Source organism: Sphingobacterium sp. WOUb80, from assembly GCF_050058145.1.
In the GTDB taxonomy this organism is placed as follows: Bacteria; Bacteroidota; Bacteroidia; order Sphingobacteriales; family Sphingobacteriaceae; genus Sphingobacterium.
The window spans coordinates 1,581,580-1,603,852 of the sequence record NZ_CP165617.1; the positions used below are offsets into that span (position 1 = coordinate 1,581,580).

At 38.8% G+C, this 22,273-nt stretch carries 23 protein-coding genes, 1 tRNA gene and 1 pseudogene; 16 read left to right on the forward strand and 9 right to left on the reverse strand.

The features are described 5' to 3' along the window. The first annotated feature begins 116 nt into the window (after positions 1-116). Positions 117-1,274, forward strand: a complete 1,158-nt coding sequence (locus tag AB1Z56_RS06315; protein ID WP_426791454.1) for a hypothetical protein — start codon at positions 117-119, stop codon at positions 1,272-1,274. Positions 1,275-1,298: 24 nt separating this feature from the next. Here the strand turns inward: AB1Z56_RS06315 and AB1Z56_RS06320 are convergent, their stop codons facing one another. Next, complete coding sequence (locus tag AB1Z56_RS06320; protein WP_426791455.1) at positions 1,299-1,955, reverse strand: hypothetical protein; 657 nt, start codon at positions 1,953-1,955, stop codon at positions 1,299-1,301. 305 nt (positions 1,956-2,260) lie between these two features. On the opposite strand from AB1Z56_RS06320, the gene AB1Z56_RS06325 reads away from it, so the two are divergent. Beyond that, positions 2,261-2,410 (forward strand): hypothetical protein, encoded by a 150-nt coding sequence (locus AB1Z56_RS06325; RefSeq protein ID WP_426791456.1) that lies wholly within the window; start codon positions 2,261-2,263, stop codon positions 2,408-2,410. A gap of 137 nt (positions 2,411-2,547) precedes the next feature. Here the strand turns inward: AB1Z56_RS06325 and AB1Z56_RS06330 are convergent, their stop codons facing one another. Next, a complete protein-coding gene (locus AB1Z56_RS06330; RefSeq protein ID WP_426791457.1) occupies positions 2,548-3,177 on the reverse strand; it encodes an NAD(P)H-dependent oxidoreductase in 630 nt (209 codons plus the stop codon). 210 nt (positions 3,178-3,387) lie between these two features. On the opposite strand from AB1Z56_RS06330, the gene AB1Z56_RS06335 reads away from it, so the two are divergent. Further along, a complete protein-coding gene (locus AB1Z56_RS06335; protein ID WP_426791458.1) occupies positions 3,388-3,747 on the forward strand; it encodes a winged helix-turn-helix transcriptional regulator in 360 nt (119 codons plus the stop codon). Positions 3,748-3,917: 170 nt separating this feature from the next. Here AB1Z56_RS06335 and AB1Z56_RS06340 read toward each other — a convergent pair whose 3' ends face one another. Then, a complete protein-coding gene (locus tag AB1Z56_RS06340) occupies positions 3,918-4,823 on the reverse strand; it encodes a helix-turn-helix domain-containing protein (protein WP_426791459.1) in 906 nt (301 codons plus the stop codon). A 488-nt stretch (positions 4,824-5,311) separates the two neighbouring features. Here AB1Z56_RS06340 and AB1Z56_RS06345 point away from each other — a divergent pair, with 488 nt between their 5' ends. From AB1Z56_RS06345 to AB1Z56_RS06365, 5 genes are all read left to right on the forward strand, one after another. Beyond that, complete coding sequence (locus AB1Z56_RS06345; protein WP_426791460.1) at positions 5,312-5,542, forward strand: hypothetical protein; 231 nt, start codon at positions 5,312-5,314, stop codon at positions 5,540-5,542. Positions 5,543-5,573: 31 nt separating this feature from the next. Beyond that, positions 5,574-7,214, forward strand: coding sequence for an FISUMP domain-containing protein (locus AB1Z56_RS06350; protein ID WP_426791461.1), 1,641 nt, complete (start codon positions 5,574-5,576; stop codon positions 7,212-7,214). 267 nt (positions 7,215-7,481) lie between these two features. Beyond that, positions 7,482-8,330, forward strand: coding sequence for a helix-turn-helix domain-containing protein (locus AB1Z56_RS06355; protein WP_426791462.1), 849 nt, complete (start codon positions 7,482-7,484; stop codon positions 8,328-8,330). A 227-nt stretch (positions 8,331-8,557) separates the two neighbouring features. Then, positions 8,558-8,740, forward strand: coding sequence for a hypothetical protein (locus AB1Z56_RS06360; protein WP_426791463.1), 183 nt, complete (start codon positions 8,558-8,560; stop codon positions 8,738-8,740). A 21-nt stretch (positions 8,741-8,761) separates the two neighbouring features. After that, entirely contained in the window at positions 8,762-10,483 is a 1,722-nt protein-coding gene (locus AB1Z56_RS06365) for a hypothetical protein (protein WP_426791464.1), read from the forward strand. 629 nt (positions 10,484-11,112) lie between these two features. Here the strand turns inward: AB1Z56_RS06365 and AB1Z56_RS06370 are convergent. Genes AB1Z56_RS06370 through AB1Z56_RS06380 form a run of 3 tightly spaced genes read right to left on the reverse strand, consistent with a single transcriptional unit; the run spans position 11,113 to position 13,191 of the window. Next, positions 11,113-12,450, reverse strand: a complete 1,338-nt coding sequence (locus tag AB1Z56_RS06370; RefSeq protein WP_426791465.1) for a M60 family metallopeptidase — start codon at positions 12,448-12,450, stop codon at positions 11,113-11,115. Between the two features lie 40 nt (positions 12,451-12,490). Then, the gene (locus tag AB1Z56_RS06375; RefSeq protein WP_408733534.1) at positions 12,491-12,574 is read right to left on the reverse strand and encodes a hypothetical protein; all 84 of its coding nucleotides are present in this window, start codon (positions 12,572-12,574) and stop codon (positions 12,491-12,493) included. Next, positions 12,550-13,191 (reverse strand): RagB/SusD family nutrient uptake outer membrane protein, encoded by a 642-nt coding sequence (locus AB1Z56_RS06380; protein ID WP_426792383.1) that lies wholly within the window; start codon positions 13,189-13,191, stop codon positions 12,550-12,552. Before AB1Z56_RS06380 ends, AB1Z56_RS06375 begins: the two co-directional genes overlap by 25 nt. Here AB1Z56_RS06380 and AB1Z56_RS06385 point away from each other — a divergent pair. The 6 genes and pseudogenes from AB1Z56_RS06385 to AB1Z56_RS06410 form a co-directional block, all read left to right on the forward strand. Next, the gene (locus tag AB1Z56_RS06385) at positions 13,190-13,393 is read left to right on the forward strand and encodes a hypothetical protein (protein WP_309359492.1); all 204 of its coding nucleotides are present in this window, start codon (positions 13,190-13,192) and stop codon (positions 13,391-13,393) included. The two genes, AB1Z56_RS06380 and AB1Z56_RS06385, sit on opposite strands and share 2 nt — an antisense overlap. Before the next feature lie 958 nt (positions 13,394-14,351). Then, positions 14,352-14,600: a hypothetical protein gene (locus AB1Z56_RS06390; RefSeq protein WP_426791466.1), complete on the forward strand. Its 249-nt coding sequence runs from the start codon at positions 14,352-14,354 to the stop codon at positions 14,598-14,600. A 138-nt stretch (positions 14,601-14,738) separates the two neighbouring features. Continuing rightward, the gene (locus AB1Z56_RS06395) at positions 14,739-16,208 is read left to right on the forward strand and encodes an alpha-L-fucosidase (RefSeq protein WP_426791467.1); all 1,470 of its coding nucleotides are present in this window, start codon (positions 14,739-14,741) and stop codon (positions 16,206-16,208) included. A 362-nt stretch (positions 16,209-16,570) separates the two neighbouring features. Next, positions 16,571-17,020: a glycosyltransferase family 2 protein gene (locus tag AB1Z56_RS06400; protein WP_426791468.1), complete on the forward strand. Its 450-nt coding sequence runs from the start codon at positions 16,571-16,573 to the stop codon at positions 17,018-17,020. A gap of 187 nt (positions 17,021-17,207) precedes the next feature. Continuing rightward, positions 17,208-17,558: a hypothetical protein gene (locus tag AB1Z56_RS06405; RefSeq protein WP_426791469.1), complete on the forward strand. Its 351-nt coding sequence runs from the start codon at positions 17,208-17,210 to the stop codon at positions 17,556-17,558. 17 nt (positions 17,559-17,575) lie between these two features. Further along, a pseudogene (locus AB1Z56_RS06410) lies at positions 17,576-17,848 on the forward strand (recombinase family protein); the annotation flags it as partial. A 180-nt stretch (positions 17,849-18,028) separates the two neighbouring features. On the opposite strand, the gene AB1Z56_RS06415 reads toward AB1Z56_RS06410, so the two are convergent. The 3 genes from AB1Z56_RS06415 to AB1Z56_RS06425 form a co-directional block, all read right to left on the reverse strand. Beyond that, a tRNA-His gene (locus AB1Z56_RS06415) sits at positions 18,029-18,102 on the reverse strand. Positions 18,103-18,350: 248 nt separating this feature from the next. Next, on the reverse strand, positions 18,351-20,240 hold the full coding sequence (htpG, locus tag AB1Z56_RS06420) for a molecular chaperone HtpG (protein WP_309359488.1): 1,890 nt from the start codon (positions 20,238-20,240) through the stop codon (positions 18,351-18,353). A 169-nt stretch (positions 20,241-20,409) separates the two neighbouring features. Beyond that, positions 20,410-20,973: a YqgE/AlgH family protein gene (locus AB1Z56_RS06425; RefSeq protein ID WP_293900043.1), complete on the reverse strand. Its 564-nt coding sequence runs from the start codon at positions 20,971-20,973 to the stop codon at positions 20,410-20,412. A gap of 153 nt (positions 20,974-21,126) precedes the next feature. Between AB1Z56_RS06425 and pdxH the strand changes: the two genes are divergently transcribed. Together pdxH and AB1Z56_RS06435 are read left to right on the forward strand one after the other, a co-directional pair. After that, positions 21,127-21,780 carry a pyridoxamine 5'-phosphate oxidase gene (gene pdxH, locus AB1Z56_RS06430; RefSeq protein ID WP_309359486.1) on the forward strand — a complete coding sequence of 218 codons (654 nt, stop codon included), beginning with the start codon at positions 21,127-21,129 and terminating at the stop codon, positions 21,778-21,780. Between the two features lie 2 nt (positions 21,781-21,782). Next, on the forward strand, positions 21,783-22,271 hold the full coding sequence (locus tag AB1Z56_RS06435; protein WP_426791470.1) for an NADH-quinone oxidoreductase subunit C: 489 nt from the start codon (positions 21,783-21,785) through the stop codon (positions 22,269-22,271). The last annotated feature ends 2 nt before the right edge of the window (positions 22,272-22,273 follow it).

The following is a 22,273-nucleotide window of genomic DNA, read 5'->3' on the forward strand; positions in this document are numbered from 1 at the left end:
TTTGTGAATGATCGGTAATAGTTTCGGTCGTTCTTCAGTTGTAACCAATTTATAATTTTCGCTTTTACAGGCTGTTGTTTAACTCTACAGGTATAGCATCGGAAATCAATTAAAATATGAATACTATCGTAAAAATTGCAGGTTTTATTCTGTTCGTCTTTTTGAGTGGCTGTAAGGTTCAGCATGGCGCACAGCTTAAGAAAGGACAATGGGTATTGGGTGGCTTTGAGCGACCCAAAGGAGTCAATCCAATTATTGAGCCTGATACAAGTTCGGTATTTTATGATCCAATGCTAAAGAAGGAGATCCGATGGGAGAACAACGACACCTTTAATCCTGCGGCAGTGGTGAAGGGAGATAGTGTGTTTGTCATATATCGTGCGGAAGACCGGACGGGGAAGGCTATCGGTCACCGGACCTCCCGTCTGGGGTTAGCGGCTAGTGTGGATGGTATTCATTTTGAACGGCTCAAAACACCGGTATTCTATCCGGGGCCCGATGAGCAGCAGGATAACGAGTGGCCCGGCGGGACGGAAGATCCTCGGATAGCACAGACTGAGGATGGGCGCTTTGTGATGTTTTATACCCAATGGAACCGAAAGGTTCCGCGGCTAGGTGCAGCAATATCCACTGATCTGAGACACTGGGTTAAGTATGGTCCCATTTTTAAAAAATCGAAAAATAAGCCTACTCTTGTCAATGAACCGCATAAATCGGCGTCCGTTGTAACCGTATTGAAAGGCAATAAACAGGTGATTGCTAAAATCAATGGGAAATATTGGTTGTACTGGGGGGAACATGGTGTCTATGGCGCCATATCCGATAATTTGATTGACTGGGAACCTGTAACAGATAGTAAAGGTGCTCTGAAAGCTTTTATTTCGCCAATGGATGGTTATTTTGATAGCGGATTGACGGAGTGTGGTCCTCCAGCAGTTTTGACTGATAAGGGAATTTTATTGTTGTACAATGGTAAGAATCATGCTGAGAAAGGGGATATGCGTTTCAATAAAAACACTTATTCCGCTGGGCAGGTTTTATTTGATCAACGAGATCCGACAAGCGTATTGGCTCGAATGGATGTTCCGTTTTTGCGCCCCATGGAATCTTTCGAAAAAAGCGGGCAATATATAGATGGAACGGTTTTTATCGAAGGATTGGTCTTTTTTAAACAAAAATGGTTTTTATATTATGGTTGTGCCGACTCTAAAGTTGCAGTGGCTATTTACGATCCGCGCCATCCAGGGCCAATGGATCCTGTACCTGGATTGTAAAAAGGAAGAAGTTGTCTTTGAAGCTTATTGCTCAAATTCCTTTAACAGGGCAATGACGGTCTGATCATCTAACTTGTTTGTCTGCTCTATTTTTTCCTTTAATACAGGTTTTTCTGCAGTAGCTTTAATCAATTTATTTTTCAATTTAATTGCGACCTTGTCGTTTATTTCCTCACCTGACTCCTTGACGAAAATATCATAATAATTTCGGAATGAATTATATGGACTTTCATAAAATTCTCTAAACCATTTGATACGGCCAGCATACATTATTTCAAGTAATGAGTCAAACTGGTCGCCTTTATTGACAAATATTCGCTTTTTCCCTTCATAGTCCGTGAATGTTAATTGCCGAATGAGGGTATATGAAAGATAATCTTCCTTCCCTTGATAATCATAAATCGCTACAGATTTATTTATGGATCGTTCATCAAGTGAGTTATTGATCACGCCTTTGACTGCTTTAATTTTTGTTTTTAGATCTCTTCCGTCTATGAAAGTGATCTCAGCAGCCAGTACATTTTTCTTTTTGATTTCGGTATCTGCAGTCACATATTCTTCAAAAGTTTTCAGCTCTTCCATGCGTTTGTGTACCTTCAATTCCTCTGCGCGGTCGCGTAACGTGGCGCAATTTGTAAAAAGGACCGTTAAAAAAATGATATATATATTCAGTGTTCTCATGCTATTGTGCTAATCGTTTTATAATACTTTTCCAAGTCATATTGCCTTTCGTAAAGATATTGTTTATCTACTTATTTATGTAATTATTTATCGTAAATTGTTTGTTCAGCGTAAACTGCCTCAAGTACTGTCTCTACTTTTTCTTTAGGCCATTTTTTATATTCTTCCTCTTGCAATAATTATTTTTGCAATTGACTTGCCTTATCGTCCTGCATGAACAAAAAATACTGTACAGATTTTTTGACCAATTTATTCTGAGGCTTAATAATAACAGTTCGACGATCACCATAACAAAGTTGGCTAAGATGACATTCATTGAAGATCCGAGGTATTCGCACGACGATGAGAAAAAATACGAAAAACGAAGAAGAATGAAGGAGGACGTCAGTATGACGCATAGGGCTCCCTATCCCCAGGAACATGAAATCGGACTTCCACGGATGAAGTTGAATTAAATCATCCGCGGAAGATGATCAACGTATTGATGGTTTTGAATTAAAGTCAATGGTAATAGTCAGCATGGCTCAGCCCGATAGTTAACACAAAAAAAGAAAGCCTTTAGCGCTTTCTTTTTTGAAACGACATCGAATATCTATATTTCAACAAATAGTTCCTCATGTGGTCTCCGAACTCTTTCTAATTTTGACCACCAGTCATTTTCATGATCTCTGTGGCCTAGGGCCATCATCACGGTGCTTCTAAGCCCGTGTGCTTTTAAACCCAACAGTTCGTCAAGTGCTGCGGTGTCAAATCCTTCCATAGGGGTTGCGTCGATTTTTAGTTCAGCAGCAGCCAGTAACCCAAAGCCAAGGGCAATGTAGGTTTGTCTTGATGCATCAACAAACTGCTCCTCAGTACTCTTTTTTGAAAGAAGGTCTAAAAGGTTTAGTCGATATGCATCTGTTGCAGATGAAGGTATATTTCTGACCTGATTGTTATATTCAAAGAATGAATCAACTCTATCTTTTGATATTTTATCCCATGCCGCAAAAACCAGGATATGTGAAGCATCAAGGATTTGCTGTTGTCCCCATGCGATTGGCTGCAGCTTTTCCCTGACTTCTTTGTCTGTTAGTACAAAAACCTTAAATGGCTGCAATCCTGAACTTGTTGGTGCCATACGGATGGCTTCCAGGATCTGGTGTAATTTTTCTTGTTCTATTGTCTCTCCATTGAAACTTTTGGTTGCAGATCTCCAGTTTAATGCTTCTTTTAATGACATAATGTATAATTTTTTATTTAGTAAATCTTGGAAGCGTTTTTAAAAACTATTTCCAAATCAAAATGAATGGAAAAGTTTGGCTTCGTTTTCGGTTACAAAATTAGATGTTATTAGATTACATTCCACTACTTGTTACCCCCAGGAAACCAGTTACCTGTGGGTAACCAAATGGTAGGTGGAAGTTTTTATACCTTTGTATTTTAATAGGATATGAAAAAGGAAAAAATTGAAATAGCAGTTCACTGTAATGAGCACATCCGTGGTGTCAAGGATACTATGTCACTGCTTGATGGTAAGTGGAAGACATTAATCATCAGTCATTTATTTTATATCGGTAAAATGCGATTTATGGATCTTAAACGACAGGTCGAGGGAATCGCTTCAAAAACACTTTCGAAAGAACTTAAAGATCTTGAAATGAACAGATTGGTCATCAGAACACAGAATAATACGATGCCCGTTTCAGTAGAATACGAATTGACGGAGTTTGGTCGAAGTCTCCATAAGATTATCGATACCATGGGAGAGTGGGGAATACAGTATCGCGAGCAGATCATTATTAAATCTTGATGGCAGGGTTAAATTATTATAGGAAAGAAATAAGAAGATTTAAGAAGTCTCCTCTGTTCTGGAGGAGACTGATCATTAAACAGTTCACCTATTTTTTCTACCGATGACGTGAACGCCGCAAACCTAATAAGAATATCCTTAGGTCCGGTTAATGCTTTTATCCGATTTGTTTACGTTTTTATTTTTTTATTATAAAATTTGAAAGGAATATGAATTTCAGCGCCACGTATACCAAACTGTTCAATATATTGATTGGGCGACATGCCCATATGCCGTTTAAAATAATTTGAGAATCCCGCTAGATCAGTGAATTTTAGATCCACGGTCAGTTGTTTTATTGATTTTTTGCCAGTGACCAGGTCGTACGTGATCAACTTTAGCGTTTCTCGGGTAATTATGGCATTGGCACTTTTATTTAGATACCTGTGGCAAAGCTGGTTTAAATAATTTGCCGAGACGCTTAGTTTACTGGCATAATATTGCACCGTTTTACGCTCATATATATTTGTCAGTAACAAGAGAAGGAAACGTTGCATGATGGGCTTGTGAACTGATTCACCCTCTGGGCCTAATTTTTCTAGAATTTCCCGGTTGTAGATAAGGGAAACGATTTTAAATTTTAAGAATGCAATCTCATTTAATCTTTTTTCCTCTTTAAATTCAGCATCTATTCCGGTGAATTCGTGAAGGAGCTCTTTAAATACCCTTGGTGAAAGCTTCATGACCGGATAGCGCTTATAGTAGTCTATGGGACATATAAACAGGTGTTCAAAAGTTTTAAATAATCTTGCCGATAAAAAAAGGACATGTATTTTACCGTCGGCTTGCATATCCCACCTGTGAAATTGGCCCGGAAAAATGATATGTAACTGCTGGTCATTCAATTGATGGGTGACTCCATCGATTGTATGTGTGCCTGTTGCTTTTTCAAAAAGCAGAAAAGAAAAGAAGTCCAATCCAATTGGATCCTCTCGATATGAGCGATGGCTAACCTGAAAATAAAGCATTTCTTCCTTGACTTTCATTTTCTGCTGAACATCCATAAAATGTTCATGTGGATGATTTTTCTTTGTCATTTTTAATCCCCTTTGGTGAATTTTTAATTCTTTTCATTTTTATGCTGATCATAATGGATTAGCAAGGCGTTGTTCGAACAAACTGACCATTTTCTCTAATTAACGTGATTTTAAACTTTCTTCAAAATATGTTTAAACAAATAAATAATTATAGAAAGCGTATTGCTGATTTCGGAAAGCGATTCTTGGAATTTCTCAAAAAAAGACAAATTGGGTGATGCAATTTTTAAATCGAAAAAAAAGAAATAGAAATGATAATTAAGTAAAGCGAATGCATAATTACGGTAAGCGAAAGCTGTTGCAATCAAAAAAAGTTGCCTTTAACTTTAACTAAACAAATATCAATATTCATAAACATAAAGTTTTGGATAGGGGATGCTGGTTTGAACCTAGTTAAGTATTTCAACAAAGTTTAAAGATCCATAGGTTGTTTTAGAATTCCCAAGACCGAACTGAGATGAATTTTTTACACATTAAATAACATGAATATGGAAAGGCAAATTAATCAAAAACAGTTAGCGTTGAAACAGTCGAAACTAAAACGAGAAAATGTCAGGGAGAAGCAGATTTATTGTGCCCCAACAGTGAGTTCTTGGGTACTGGAGATGGAAAGCGGAATTGCAGCAGGATCTGGGACGGCTTCACCGGGAACAACAAACGATGAAGTGAAGTCCAACTGGAATGCTGATGACGATAAAAATGCAGAAATGCAATGGTAGCCAATTATGTGTTAATTAAGACTTTAAAATCATGGAAAATAAATCAAAATTTGTTTCTGTACCGCTGATCGTTTCATTTTTGTTTCTGCTGTCGTGTAATTCTAAAAAAGATGACATTTCGGTGGGTAGCTTAGCGAAGGTAAGGATCGAACTTCAGGGCAGCAGCTATTCAGGGGCCGGTACATTAGGGGATGGAAAGAAAATGTCTAATCAGGTAAATAGTTCTCCCTTACCCGTTCAACGGAGGACGCTTCGCTTCAATGATGACCTGACACTTTTAATGGAACTGAGTCCTGTGACGCAGGCAGTAGCTCAGCTAAAAGCTACAACTAGAGCGGCAGTTGAAGAAAATGATCTGACAGCAGGGGTGAAATATAAAGTTGCCGTTTTTAATTCTGGCGGCACCTACATCAGCGAGCGCGATTATGTGCGTGGATCCGAAGCCAATGCTGAAGAATTAAAACTTAATGGTGGACAGACCTATACTTTTGTTGCCTATTCGATTAACAGTAATACAGACCTGCCGACGATGGAATTTACGGATAATTCGGCGAAGACGTTATCTACGGCACATCTGAGTGGCATCCAGGGGAGTTCAGATTTTATGTACTTTCAGAAAGTAATGGAGATCGCCACGGATCAGGACAATTATCTGGGAATCGATCTGCAGCATAAGTTTAGCCAGATAACCGCGAGTGTTGACGCATCAGCAACGGGTTACATGATAAGTGCTATAAATGCAGGTTTTGATTCCCATTTTCCTACAGCCGATATTCAGTTGGCCGATGGGAGCATCACAAGGACCGGAGCTGCAAGTGACGTTCAGATCTCCTCATTTTCCGGACTGAATACGGCTATCGTTACCGGCAGTCCTACCATCATCAATGGCAGTACAACCGATGCTTCCTTTAAGATTTCTTCTATACAAATCGGTTCGGTTACAAAAACTAATTTGTCGGGTATTACAGGTCTTGCCATTAGCCCAGGAATCAAATATAACCTAAAAGTAACCGTTACGCCGAATGATATCTATCTGACACAACAGGGGCAATCTGCGGCAAGGATCGGTGGCTTAGTTTGGATGCGTCACAATCTTGGCGCGAATACAGCAACGGATCCTGACAAATCTCCTTCTACGACAGATCTAAATGGAAATTATTACCAATTTGGCAGGAAAGCGGTTGTGGCAACGGTCAATACGGCCCCCGGTGCAATTTCGGGTTGGAACACAACAGCCGCCGCAGATGGTTCCTGGAACTCAGGTACCGAAGCTAGTCCAATCAAAACAGCGAATGATCCCTGTCCTACTGGATATAGAGTACCTTTAAAAGCTGAATTCCAGAAATTAATGGACAATACAGATTATAGCAATACAGGGACCTGGGCAACTTCTGGAACACAAAATACAATCGGCGCCGCTAAAGTATTGACCAGTAAAACGAATAGCAATGTTAAGCTCACCTTTCCAGCTAATGGATACCGGAATGCAAAACAGGGAATTCTATACTGGCGCGGCGGAAGTGGCAATTATTGGAGCGCGTCAACAAAAACTAACGATCAGGTGATGTTTGGGTTTTATGAGAATTCAGTAACGCTCTATGGTGGAGTGCCATCTGATCCCGATTTTTTTGCTAAAACGACTGGAGCTCCAATCCGGTGTATCGCAGAATAGTTAAATTAAAATAGGTGTTTCACATAAAAGAGCATGGATGATCTACGATTGTCCATGTTTTTTTTGTCCACAAGATTTGTATCAATTTAAAGATAATGAAATCAGATATAATGATGTAAAGTAATGGATGCATTGCGTTAACTGGTTGTGCTAAATCATTAGCTATTTTTGGCTTAAAAGATAACTAGAGCGAATGGTCTGACAAACGTCAGACCATTTCACTTTGATTTCCAATTAATAAAGACCAGAAGCGAAGAAAAACCAAGGATGAAAAACAATCAATACCCTGTTGAACATTTCGAAGACTTTCAAAATAAAAAGGGTTCTAACGAAGACATTTTGTACTTTAAGACTAAATCTGCAATACAAAGAAAAGATCCCATCGGATTGGATTTCTTTTCTTTCCTGCTCTTTGAAACAGGCAGCGGCACCCATACCATTGATGGTGTGGTGTATGAAATCCAGAGTAAACAGCTTCACCTCATTTTTCCCGGCCAGCTTCACAGCTGGGATATCTTGGCAGGGAGTAAGGTGCATACGGTATTTGTATCAGCAAAACTGTTCAGGCTGTTTGAAAATTTTTTCATTTATCCAATTGATTTTTATAAGAAAAACCCTGTTTTTGAACTGCAGAGTCAGATTTATCGGGAGCTGCTTGTTGAATTTAAAGGTATTGATAGAGAACTTGTCCACGCCGAAGGCATGCGGGAGATCATCTATTCTAAATTTAGGGTCATTTCTTTGATGTTCAATAGGCTGGTTCTTCACGGAAGCAAGCAAATTGGAGATTCAAAATCAGATCCTTTATTAATAAAGTTTTCGCTGCTCCTTTTAGCATTCAGCCGGGAGCAAAGGACGGTGAAGTTTTACGCCGAACGGATCGGTGTAACTGCAAACTATCTTAATATCTTATGCCAGCGGTGCTTTGAGATGAATGCCAATGCTTTTATTTCAAAGGAAGTGATCAACGTCATTATTGTTGAGCTTCTAAGTGCTGGCCGAACCGTCAAAGAAATTGCTATGGAATTTAATTTCAATGACCTTTCGGGATTCTCTAATTATTTTAAAAGACATACCGGACTGTCACCGCGGGACTTCCTATCATTGCAGGAATGAACATTTTGATACGAAAAATTATCTAGATTTTAAATGAGCTTTGTTTGTCATAATATTGTCAACTTAAGTTGTCTATTTATTTTGAAAAGCGAATGAATAATTACGAAAACTGCTGAGCGAGATATATTTCTGAATTTAGGCACCACAAATAGGGGAAGGTGCATATTTCTTATTTGTCAAATAATCAGGCTAGTAGCTACGTCTGCCAATAAAAAAACAATGAAAAGATGAAAATTGTCGAAAAAAAGAAAGCGGCCTACATTGCGCCCCAAATTACGGTTAATGTAATCGAATTGGAGCAGGGCATTGCAGCAGGATCTGCAACTATTAATACGGGATCTGATAGTCAGACTCCACAGGAAAAATCTTGGGATAACGGTTGGACCAATAACCAGGACTTTGATATTTAATATTCTATTCAATCTAAAAAAATGTATTTTAATAAAATAAAATGGCTGGGAATCGCTGGTTTGATCGCCATGACAGCGATTTCATGTTCGACTAATAAAGATAAGAATGAAATCTCCTCTTCGGACAGCAATATTAGCATCCGGTCAGTAAAGTTTGTCAATGATGATCATGTCACTGATATCAATGTAATAAGTGATGAAGATGGATCATCGGCCAAGCTCAGCGCGTCAACACAAAATGCGACAACGGCAGAAAATACCTTGGATATTCAAAAATCGGCAGAATTTGATTACACCGCCGATCTGCAGTCTAATGCGACCATCAAAACTAGTACGAATAATGGACTTACGCGTGCGTCAGTAGACAATAAGCTGAAAGCTGCGAACATTCCCCTTACCAAAGACAAGAAGTTCCGTCTAGTTTTTGTAGAAGATGGTCAGTCGACACCGCTTTACAATGATGTGCTTAATGCGGGCCAGGATCCGCAGCTAAAAGTTGCTGCTGGCAAAAAGTACCATTGGTATGCGTTTTCTGTTAACGACGCCAATACCGTTCCCAATATTGATGGATCGGGAAATATATCGCCTTCGGATCTGACCAATAAAGACTTTATGTTTGATTCCGGAGATATCACCACAACGGAGGATCAAAATTATCTGGATATAATTTTCTTGCGTCAGATGGCGGCAATAGATGTTACTGTTAATACAAGAGGTATATTTGGTGGAATCACCGATAATTCTACCTTTTCCGTAGGATCTGGAACCGGAACCAATTTTACCAACCTGATTCAGACCGGTACGTTTAATGTATACAATGGATCATTCTCGAACTTACAGGATGCGGAGCCATTAATGGGATCTCAAATGACAGCTGTCGATAGCCGCTGGGGCAACGCTGAGAAAACCGGCCGGTTTTTTACAGCCAATACAACAGCAACGATAGCGGCCAATAATCTTCGTATCCGGTTAAATTCACTGAACATCGCTTTGGATGACAATTCAACACGTACGTTCAGTTCGAATGCACTTGTTCCTGTCAGCCACGCGGCATCATTGAGCCTGGCAAAAGGCACATTGTCCAAGACGAGCATACGGCTGATCGAATCTGGAATTAAAGTCGGCAATGTGGTGTGGGCACGTACTAATATGATTTATGACGCGAATAAATTATATGGTTCGGCCTATACAAAGGGTAGTTCCGATGCTTACCGTTTTAGAACCAACAATGAATATGCATACCCTAACGTCAATGCGGAATACTGGAACTTTGGAGCGTCCACGCCAACTGGGACAGATGTAAATACGGTTGACGAGTGCGGACGTGTATATCCCGAAGGTACCTGGCGTTATCCGCAGGAACTGAACAACCCGAAAGAAATGACCCAGCTATCGCAGAATACGGATCGGACCACATTGACAAAAAAAGTTTCCGATGGCTACCGTCATAGTATCATCTGGAATACTACACAGGCAGCAAATCCGGCATATCCGGACAATAAACTAGTTATCTCTTATTATGGCTATCGTGATGCGAACGGTGTGGTGCAGCAGATGCCATCCAATTCTCAGACTGGAACGGGTACATTGCATCTGAGAAGCAACCAATATACCAATAATGGGAATGCCTATATTCTGTACAGTCAGATTCAGAACGGCAGTTTCGGTGGGACAAGTATTCAAAATACATCACAACGGCTAGGTGTACAGATCCGTTGTGTTAGAGCGAAGCTCAACAATTAAAGTAATTCTTTTTCGAAGCCTTTAACTTTCCCCGGGCAAGCGTTTGCTAGTTCGGGGATTTTTTTTATTTGACCTGCTTCTTCACGAACGGAAACTGTAAGATCAGAAATTCTTGTAAAACTGGAGAATCTTCGGTTGAAATGACTTTCTTTCTTGACTTGTACGCATTTTATGTTCTTTGATTATTGTACCCTTGCCAATGTGTCTTTTTAAAAGTTCGTGTACTCTTGCAGCGGTGACGAGGAGTGCATAGTCCTTTTTTAGAATTTTGATTATATGATTCAGTTCTATTGGCGCGTTCTATATATCTTTTGCTGTACATATCCTGCCTTTTTTAGCACTTCGTGCAGATTTTTTGTATTTGGGGTCGTTTTCTATAAAAGATTTTGCTTACAGAAATTCTTTAGCTACAGGCGTTGCGGACCCCGCACTTAAGGGGGGGGTGTACAGAAATTTAGATTAGAACTGGTTTTTCAGTTCAAGGCGTTGCGGACCCCGCACTTAAGGGGGGGGGGGTGTACAGAAATTTAGATTAGAACTGGTTTTTCAGTTCAAATAGTTGATCTTCAATGAAAAGGGTACATGAATTATCATGTACCCAATCACACTTAACTACTGAAAATAATATTTTAGTCTCTCAATGCCGTAAGATCTTGGTTCGGTACAGGAAGATTGAGATTGGCTATCTCAGTATAAACAGACTGATCAACCTTGAAACCCCATTTTTTAAAAAAGTCTGATAGGTCTTTCTGTGAAAATTGACAAGCTGCAAGCATAAAATAGCGCATTTTCGCTGCATCTGTAGATACAGTAGGACGATTCTCACGTGTAGCCTTGCTCAAGTTAATATACAGGTCGTCACCAAATGCTAACCATAATTGATGGAACATAATCATCTTTAGATCATTGTTACCCGCATTGAAGTCACGCTCAGTAATAGGCTTTTGGAGATAAGTATCCAATTTTGGCCATGCATTATTTGCAGTAACCCGACTAATAGGTATACCAAAGCCCCGCTCGCTTGCCATTGCATAAACATTGACCGTGGTTTCTGTCAAATTGCCCCATGTCCAGGCGTTTTGTTGATAGGTATGTCCTATTTCATGCCATATACCCCATCCATTCGTGTTGGAAAGGTATTTAGGTTGTAACATTCTGTAGGACAGTGCTTCTGTGTAGTAAATGGAAATACCTGCCGCCATATATCCTCCAGCTGCAGAATCCCTAACTGTGATTAAATGTTTGTTATATGGAATGGCATGTACGCCGCTTGTACCACTCAGGCCACTGATACGATTTGAAAAACCGATGATGGAATCCAATCGATCAACGATTAATTGTTGATCCTCATTCTTATAAAGAAGAGCTTCATCCATATTAGCCACCATAACTGTACGGTCGGAAGAAAAGACGACATCAGGAGCAATGTTCTTGAGTGAGTCTAATGTTGCAATCCATTGATTGTGTGTTGTTTTACCCTTCTGGAAATATGGAACAGGAATAAAGCCATTACCGAAAGTAAGTTCAATTTCACCCGTTGTTGTATAATTGTTAGCGGTATAGATTAAATAAACTAGCCCACCATACTGATCTACTGTAAATGATTGTGTTCCCGATTGTAGGTTAAAATATTGCCTCACAGGCCTAATATTATCCCTAAAAGGTGTGCCAATGGCAAGTCGGGCGCCTGTTGTACCGGCATTGACCTTCACCGTTACTGTTATTGTACTATTTGGGGCTGCATAAAACCCTGTTGCCTGCATTTCATTGTGTGTCGAATTAAGCATCCTGTTAGACTCAGTCGACGCAGAGGGAGTAATTTTGAAAATTTGAACACTATCGGCAACCGCCAGTTGAACGGGCTGCTGATTGGCGAGAATTGGACTCATCCAACCACCATCCTTTTTACAGGAAGCAAATAAAGTTGCAAAGCAGATTGCAATTACGTAAAAGATGTTTTTTTTCATTGATTCTCAAAAATTAAGTTTATAAATAGTATTAATTAAATTATTGCCCCGTGTCCCATCTTGGATTTTGTTTCAAGTTGGGATTCAATACCAGATCCGTTATCGGAATAGGAAATAAATACATCCTTTCATTAAATGCTCTCTTCTGATTTCCCTTAGGGTAGGTGTTACGCCATAACCGACATAAGTTGCGTATATTTGGTCCAACCGTGGATCTTTTGGTTCATTACCTAACATTAATGACGGCATCCCCACACGGTCTCTCAATACGTTAACAGTTTGATCCAATACTGTTTGTGAAATTTGCCCAAGTTCAGCTTTCGCTTCCGCATAATTTAGGAGCACTTCGGCATATCGCAACACGGGTGCTGCCTGAAGCCCATTTGTCGTTCTTGCCCAATCATCGGGGTTGTCATAAAACCATTTTGTCCAACGATAACCCGTTACACATAAGTTACCATTTGCCGTATTAGATCCTTTGATGCCAGGCAACGGATTGGCTGTAGCCCCGGTCATTCCAATTCCGGGGCGCAGAGCATATTCCCCAGGTTTGCTGATTGTCTGGAAGAGCCTTGGATCTCTGTTCTCAAATTCTAATGCTATGCTCCCTTTTCCTTTATATTTTGGACTCGTGCTGATGGACTGTCCGTCGATACATAAATAATCGTCCACTAAACTTCTTGTTGCACCGGAACCGCCATTCCGATTGTTTTGGGCAAAGTAAAAACCTAGCTGGGATATGGAATATGATAGTAGAGGTCCTTATCAAGAACCCCTCTCATATCCGAATGAGGAACTTCTAGAATCTGATTTTGCCCTAGAATCATTGTTACCACTGGTAACGCTTGTTGGCTTGCGTGGAACGAAAAGATTCTCTTTTGGATTGATTGCCTCAGCCTATAATACCTATATGACTTCACGGCTTCTTCGTCACAAAATCTAGGATTGATAACGCTGTACCTTAGCTTCTCAGGTTTCTTTGAATCCTTCAATTTTGTGTAAACAATGACAGAGAAAAATTTTGGAACTGATAACATAACGGTCAAACAGGTATTGTATTTCCTACAATTTATCATAAAACTCCAGTTTAAAAATTTATTAATTGGGTTATAATCTGTAAGCAATATAGAAGGAAATATTTCATAAATATTTCAATAAAATCCAGCAATCGATTGCGCAACAAACGAAAACGTTATAGTGTATGGTAAACACAATAATATAATTTGTGTAAAATTTTACTTTTTGTAATATTAATATCTCTCATAGAAAAATTGAGCAAAACGCTTATCTCAATCATATGAGATATCTTGGTCTGTTCACCACAAAGCAAGATATATCCACGCTAATCCATTCTTTTTCAAATTGTCTCCATAAATTCCTGATAAATCTGTTGTTTCGACTTACGATATTTCTGATAAATCCTGATCACTTCACATTTCTGGTGGAAATTGGAATAAAGAACCTGGTAGCTTCTCAGCTTTACCATTTTTCGTCTATCTTCTTTTGTTTGTTTTAGATTTAGATATATAGCAATGTAGGGTGTGTTTTAGTTAAAGTGTTTACTTTACACTATAACGTTTTCGAGATTGGCACAATCGATTGCGTTTGTTTTTACTGATAATTGTTTGAATTTATTAAACTAATATTACATCATAAATTCAAGCAGTAGGTTGTTAAGGCCGGTCTGGGTTAAATAAGTAAAGCTGTGTTGGATAATCCAGAATTTAAACCAATCGTACCTGTATTGAGACAAGAGGTTATTTTATTAAAGGGTGGTCAAAAATAGATATTTTGGCTTCTCATACCACTTTGTTTAAGGCTCAGGTCGACCATGTTATTGGTAGCATCAACCATAGTATAATAGAAACGGGTTATCACGACCTGATCAATAGTCTGATAAGATGCTGCCAGATATGGACAATGAGTTCAGTGACATGGGAAAAAGATTTCTGTTAAAGATCGGACAATGGTCGACGAAGTTTGGTTCCTTTTCGGAAATGGACCTGGTAAAAGATGCGTCTCATAATCATGTCCCTATATTCATGTTTTACACGCTTCAGGAGTGGGAGGGTACTGACGATGAGGTGTTCTGGGCAAAATGTGATGAAGATTTAATTGCGCAAATGATTGCTCATGTCCATAATATCTAAAATTTGTATGAAATGTAATAAAATAGGTGAAGTCAAATACCACGAGCAGTGTTGTTTGGGTTTTCTTCCGATATAATAAGTTGTTAATTATTTTGAAAAATGAAAAAAAACAGGATTCAAATTCTTTTAATGTTAGCTATGTTAACCCCGTTAAGTTTAGTTAAAGCACAGTGGACCGGTAAAAGAGAAAAACCAACAAAGACCGTTGAAGTCAAATATGGTAGGATTACTCCACCAAACAGAGCGGATTCCGCCATGGTGGCTTTCCGTAATTATGGACTCGGACAATTTATCCATTGGGGATTGTATGCTATACCTGGCAACGAATGGAATGGCGTAAGTGCCAGACAGGGGGCTCCAGCATCTGAGTGGATCAGAACTTGGGATGGACCGACTGCACCAAAAAACTGGCTGAACATCTATGATAACCTTTATAAGCAATTCAATCCAAAGAATTTTGATGCCAAAATCTGGGCCAAACGTGCGAAAGAAATGGGGGTCACATATCTAGTTTTTACTACAAAACACCATGATGGATTTTGTTTATGGCCCTCTAAATATTCTGACTATACAGTGGCTAACAGCCCCTATAAAAAAGATATAGTTAAACAGGTCGTAGACGCTTATACCGAACAAGGTATTGATGTCTTCCTTTATTTTTCTGTGACGGAATGGGCCAACAACGATTGCATTACGTCCATCCCGAAAACCGCCGATGAAAAAGCAAGGTTTGACCGTTTTCTAAAATATACCAAGAACCAATTACTGGAGCTGCAAGCAAATTATCCTCAAATAAAAGGGTTTTGGTTTGATGGCACCTGGGATAGTTCCTGGGTTAATTCCTACGAATTTACTTACAACTTGGAGAAAGAACTCAGGAAAAATAATCCAAATTTAATCATTGGCTCACGCTTTCGCAACGATGAACACGGAAGTAGACATTTTGATTCAAATGGGGTACTGTTAGGGGATTACGAACAGGGATGGGAACGTAAGATGCCTGCAAGTATGGACATTCTTGATGGGCATGATTGGGATTGTGTGATGACGATACCTCCAAATGGATGGGGCTATGTTAAGAACACCGATGGTATGTACCTTAAGTCCACCGATGATGTTATCGACCTATTGATGAGGTCCCGTTCCATGAATGGCAATTTTGTTCTCAATTTCGGACCTGACGGGGACGGAAACATGAGCAAGCATGAAAATGAACTTATCACAGATTTGGGGAAATGGACCACGGCGAATGCTGAAGGTATCTATAATGTTCGTCACTTTCCACTTGAGAGTAAGTATGGATACTATACTGTCAGTAAAACCGATTCGGCATCGTTGTTCTTAACCGTTATGAATAGGCCCGTCAATAATATTTTAAGAGTGGCCTTCCCCAAGAATTCCAAACTGATCCCTACTACAGCCAAATTGCTGGAGTCCCATCAGGATTTAGTTTTAAAAAAGGCAAATATTGGTTTCGATAGAGATAAAAATATGTATTTCGATATCATCATTCCTGAGAATTTGCAATCCAAACGAGCCTTTTTGGTAAAGATAAAATTGGGGAATGCGAAAACTGTAGAAGACAAATTGATGGATGCAAAAATCTAAGATAAAGATATTATAAAACAATTATTGTTCTCTAGAAACTGTCGATAGTTTATTAATTTAAAAATTCAAAAAATTGAAAAAATAAAATTAAATTTCATTAATCTAGAAGATGCGGATGTTCTATCAAAAGATCAACTAAAAAAAGTCCTGGGTGACGGCTATGGTGCAAATAGTGGAACTTATAATGGGGTTTCACCAACAAACCCTTCTAATGGAGGTGGACCAGGTTCTAACCCGGTAACAGATCTTGTCACAAGCCGTTATGGTAATTTGTAGACTTAAATTATAAGCTTAAGTATTTCAAGGAAACTGCCTCCTTTGATGGAGGCAGTTTTTTATTGATCACGATCTCTAAAAAAATAATGCAACCAATTTCGATTATAATTCCAACGTATAACAATGAAAACACTATTGTTGATAAGATAGAGTCTGTAAAAAAGCAGACATCACAATCGTGGAGCTGTATCATCGTGGACGACCATTCCACTGATAGAACGGTTAGGAAAATAAAATCCATGATTGCAAATGATGGTCGCTTTCAATTGATTGAAAGTTCGAGCAATAGAGACGCAAATTTTTGTAAGAATATTGGCTTAAAATCATCCAAAGGAGATTTCCTTATATTTTTGAATGGCGATGATATGTTATATCCTACTTGTATTGAAGCTCGGATAACATTCATCAAAAAGCTTTTGGATTTAGATATGCTCATTTCTCAAACAACGTATTTTGAGCATGACATCAATAATATTATTGATGTATTGAACAGGCAGATAAAGGTTATTCCTAAAGAGATCAGGAAGAGAGACTGAAGAAGTTTTGCGAAAGTAAAGAGATAGGAATCAGAAAAGTTATTTTCGAAGATTATTCAGCGAAGACTTTCAATAGGCCTGAATGGTCAGAATATCTTTCATTTTTATAAAGAAATAGAGGTAGTGCGGACTTGATACTATTTACAAATAGGATAGATTCAGCAGAAATGCTCCCGATACATATCAGATGATTACTATGCTCCGGAAATTTGGCGTAGAGCCTCAGGCAATTGAACAGCCTTTGGACCTTACAATAGCAGAAAATAAGATGACGCTGGCGATCTATCTAACCGCGCCTGTAATCGAAAATGATAGAAGAAGTTTAAATGTAGTTTATGCTATAAGGAGAGCAAAAAAGGAGGGGAGATGGCCAGGAAAGGCGCCAACAGGATATAAGAATATTACTGAAAGCAATGGTAAAAAGACTATTGTAATTGATCGCCAGCAAGCCGATAGAGTTCGATGGACTTTTGAAATGATTGCATTAGCAAAATTCACATTAGGTTCGATTTATCGAACTGCCAAAAATAAAGGCTAAAATGTAAAAAAAACAATTTTTTACACTTGATTAGGAATCCAATGTATTGCAGAAAGATACTAATTCCAAAATTTAGAGATGAGCGAGAGAATTTAGTTATTGGAATTCATGAACCTATTATCAGTGTTGAACTGTTCGCTAAAGTTCAAAATGTATTAAATGATAATAATCGAAACGTTAAAATAACCATAATGTCAAACAATGATTTCCCTCTTAAAGGTCTAATGTCATGCCCTAGATGCAATAGAGCTATCTGTGGTAGTTCTTCTAAAGGTAGGGGTGCAACCTGACTTCAAAAATTAAATATAGTTTTTCCGAAGTAAAAGAAATGGTCTGGAATTCGATGGAGAAACTGTGTGATGTTTCAAAGTTATTTATAGATGCAAATGTTAGTAGTAATTTGATTAATAACGGAATACAAAGGAATAAAAAAGGGCAAATCAATGAATTATTTGATTTGCCCAATCAAGGGTAAGTAATCGGGCTCGAACCGACGACCCCTAGAACCACAATCTAGTGCTCTAACCAACTGAGCTATACCTACCGTGATTTTGATGATACAAAAGTACGATTAAACCCTATTCCCTCCAAATATTTGATTGAAAAAAAACAGCGTTTAAAGCCAACTAGGTGAAGATTAGTTTATTAAATTTTAATAAAAAACATTGAAACGCGTCCATATTGGTGCGGATATGTATTTCGCTAACCCCAAAGTTACTATTTGCTTCCAATTTCTAATAAAAAAGGCGGTTCTTGTCAAAGAAACCGCCTTTTTTATTGGAAGAAATGTTTTTAGATCATCTCTACACTTCTCTTCACAAAAGATGTTAGATCAGCTCCAGACAATAAACCTCTGGATAAGAGTGCTAAATCAAAAGCCTGTTTTGCTAGTTTAGAGCCTTCTTCGTCCGATGCTGATAAAATTCTTTTGATCAGCGGATGGTTACCGTTGACAGTTACCTTATAATTGTCGGGCAATGAACCATAGAAATTCATACCACCACCTGTCTTGGCCATATCTTTCATTCGGCGCATAAATTCATCAATTGTTACCGATACAGGCAGATCACCTTCATTTAAGGCGTCAACTTCAACTTTCATATCTTGGCGTGAAATTGCTTTTTCGAAAACCTCAAGCGCTTTTTTGGATTCTTCTTCAGAAAGGGCAAGCTCGACTTTTTCGTCTTTCTGAATCAATTTATCGATAACGTCAGCATCTACACGTTTCAGTTGTACCTTTTCACCGCCCTTTTGCTCCAAATAAGCAGCAAAGTGCGTATCCAGGGGTCCATCAAGCATCAAAACATCATAACCTTTGTTTAATGCAGTTTGGATAAAGCCATCTTGTTGAGCGGCATCATGCGTATATAAGTAGACAATGTTGCCATCTTTATCTACCTGGATATCTTTAACCTTTTCGTAATATTCTTTGATGGTGAAACTTTGGTTGTTCGTGTTTTTTACTAAACAGAAGTCATTTGCTTTTTCAGCAAATTTCTCATCGCTTAGCATACCATATTTGATAAATAAACCGATATCTGTCCATTTTTCTTCAAAGCCCTTGCGGTCAGTCTTAAATATCTCGTTTAATTTGTCAGCCACCTTTTTGGTGATATAACTATTGATTTTCTTAACGTTGCTGTCTGCTTGTAAAAATGAACGGGATACGTTCAATGGAATATCTGGTGAATCGATTACCCCGTGAAGTAACATCAAGAATTCTGGAACAATATCTTTCACTTCGTCTGTGATAAACACTTGTCTGGAATACAGCTTAATTTTATTGCGCTGGATCTCCAGTTCATTTTTAACTTTAGGGAAGTAGAGAATACCAGTCAGGTTGAATGGATAATCGACGTTGAGGTGAATCCAAAACAATGGTTCATCCATTGAATAAGGATAGAGCTCGCGGTAGAAGGCCAGATAATCTTCGTCTTTTAGTTCGGATGGTGATTTTGTCCAGGCTGGATTGGTGTTATTGATGATATTGTCTACCTCTACAGATTTGTATTTTGGTTTTCCTTCTTCGTCTTCACCATCCGGTTCAGAATTTGTTTTGGTGCCAAAACGGATTGAGACAGGAAGAAATTTCGCATACTTATCTAAAATGTCCTGTAAACGTGCCTGGCTTAAAAATTCAGTTGATTCTTCGTTAATATGTAAAATGACATCAGTACCACGTTTGGTTCTTGTACCTGTAGAAATTTCGTAAGATGTACTACCATCGCAAGTCCAATGAGCCGGTTCTGCTCCATCCTGATAGGATAAAGATTGGATTTCCACCGTATCGGCCACCATAAATGCGGAATAGAAGCCTAAACCAAAACGGCCAATGATTTCATTTGCATCATTTGCCTCTTTGAATTTTTCCATGAACTCTGTTGCGCCTGAGAAAGCGATCTGGTTGATGTATTTTTTTATTTCATCTGCTGTCATACCAATACCATTGTCGGAAATAGTGATGGTTTTGGCAGCTTCATCAAATTTTACGTCTACAATTAATTCACCTGTTTCACCTTGGTACTGACCCAAAGAAGCTAGGCGTTTGATTTTTTGAGAAGCATCAACTGCATTAGATACCAGTTCACGCAAGAAAATTTCATTATCAGAATATAAGAACTTTTTGATTACGGGAAATATGTTCTCCGTGTGAATTGAAATACTACCTTTTTCTGGATTCATAATTTGTATGTCGCTATTTTTAATTTTATGATTTGTTTAAAACACACAATCAGTGTTCCAAATCGTCTCTATAGGACATGATGGCAGGAAACAGCCTATTTTGTCATAGGCCCTTCATTTAATATATAGGGTCGTTAAGTAAACTGCCAACTAGTGGAAGTCCCTTTCACTAATTTAGGCCTGGGCTCTGTGGAAAGTTGGCGACATGTGCATATTTGGGACCGAGTCCAATAATGGCATCCTTCCACAGTAATTCGCCGTTACCTTCAAAAATGAGCTGATGATGGTATTTGTTCTGTACAGCCCAGCTATTTTCTTTGATCTCGCCGTCCAGTTGACCAGCAGACCATCCGGAATACCCGATAAAGAATTTTAATTCGTCAGCTTTTATGCTATCCGTTTGGATGGCTTCAATAAGTCTATCTTCATCGCCTCCAAAATAGATTCCTGGAGCCACTTCTTCGCCACTTAATAGTAAATCAAAACGGCTATGTACAAAAAAAAGGCTTTCCTGAGCTACAGGGCCACCGACGTAGATGGGGAAATTGCAATCCGGTATAGATTCCAATAATTGGCCTATACGAACATTGGTTTGATTATTTAGAACAAATCCGAGGGAGCCTTCTGTATTGTATTCACATAACAATATTACGGATCTGAGGAATCTGGGGTCTAGCATAAACGGCTCGGAAATCAATAGGCTTCCTTTTTGTGGGTCTAGTTCGGTAAACATATAGCGCGAATTTTAATTATTTATTGAATTTAATCTTTTTTATTTAATCTATGCGAGATTTGTGCCAAAATTAGGATTTTGTCAATTTCTACTAACTTTATAGAGAAAAAGCAATGATTTTAGTAAGTTTGTAGGATATAAAAACAGGTTTCTATGTCCATTCAACATAAAGATATTGCAGCAATCAGACAGGATTACGTATTAGGTAGCCTATCTGAATCGGATGTGGATCGTGATCCAGTCCACCAGTTTAAAAAATGGTTCGATGCGGCTATTCACAGCGAGGTGATCGAACCCAATGCCATGGTGCTTTCAACCGTATCTTCCCATCATTTGCCATCCTCAAGAGTTGTTTTATTGAAGGATATTGTATCAGAAGGTTTAGTCTTTTTTACAAATTATGAGAGCCGTAAAGGGGAAGACATGAAAGCTAATCCGCATGCTGCACTGTTATTTTTTTGGCCTGAATTGCAGAGACAGGTTCGGATTGAAGGAGTTATTGAATTTGTGAGCGGAGCTGATTCGGATGAATATTTCCAATCGCGACCTAAAGCGAGCCGTATCGGTGCACTGGCCTCCCCGCAGAGCCATGAAATTCCAAACCGCAGTTTTTTAGAAAACAGGGTGGAAGAACTCGAAAACCAATATAATGGAAGCGACTCTGTACCTAGACCATCCCATTGGGGCGGCTATCTACTGAAACCGATTTATTTCGAGTTCTGGCAGGGACGTGCAAGTCGGCTGCATGATCGTATCGTTTATAAAAAAGTGTCTGATTCCTGGAAGATTACGCGTATAGCTCCATAAATATGACATTTGACGAAATTAAATCGACGCTTGTTTCCACATTTGGAACTCAAATTATTCTTAAAGAAGATCGCAGTGGGCTGCAGCCTGCATTATTTATTGATAAGGCAGATATTATAGCCGTCTGTTTATTCCTGAGGGATACAGAGGGTTTGTACTTTGATTTTTTAAGCAACCTTACTGCGGTAGATTATCAAACGCATTTTACTGTTGTCTACCATCTCAATTCTTTGCCCTATCAGCACGGTTTGGTCTTAAAAGTTGAGTTGTCTGGTAATCGTTCGCTAGATGAACTCCCTGAGACTCCTTCGCTAACTTCGGTATGGCGCACGGCAGACTGGCATGAGCGCGAGGCATTTGACCTGATGGGGATTTATTTTGAGGGGCATCCGGACCTTAGAAGGATTTTGCTACCTGACGATTGGGAAGGATATCCTTTACGGAAGGATTATGAAGAGGCAGAAAAATATCATGGCATCCATATTAATTGATA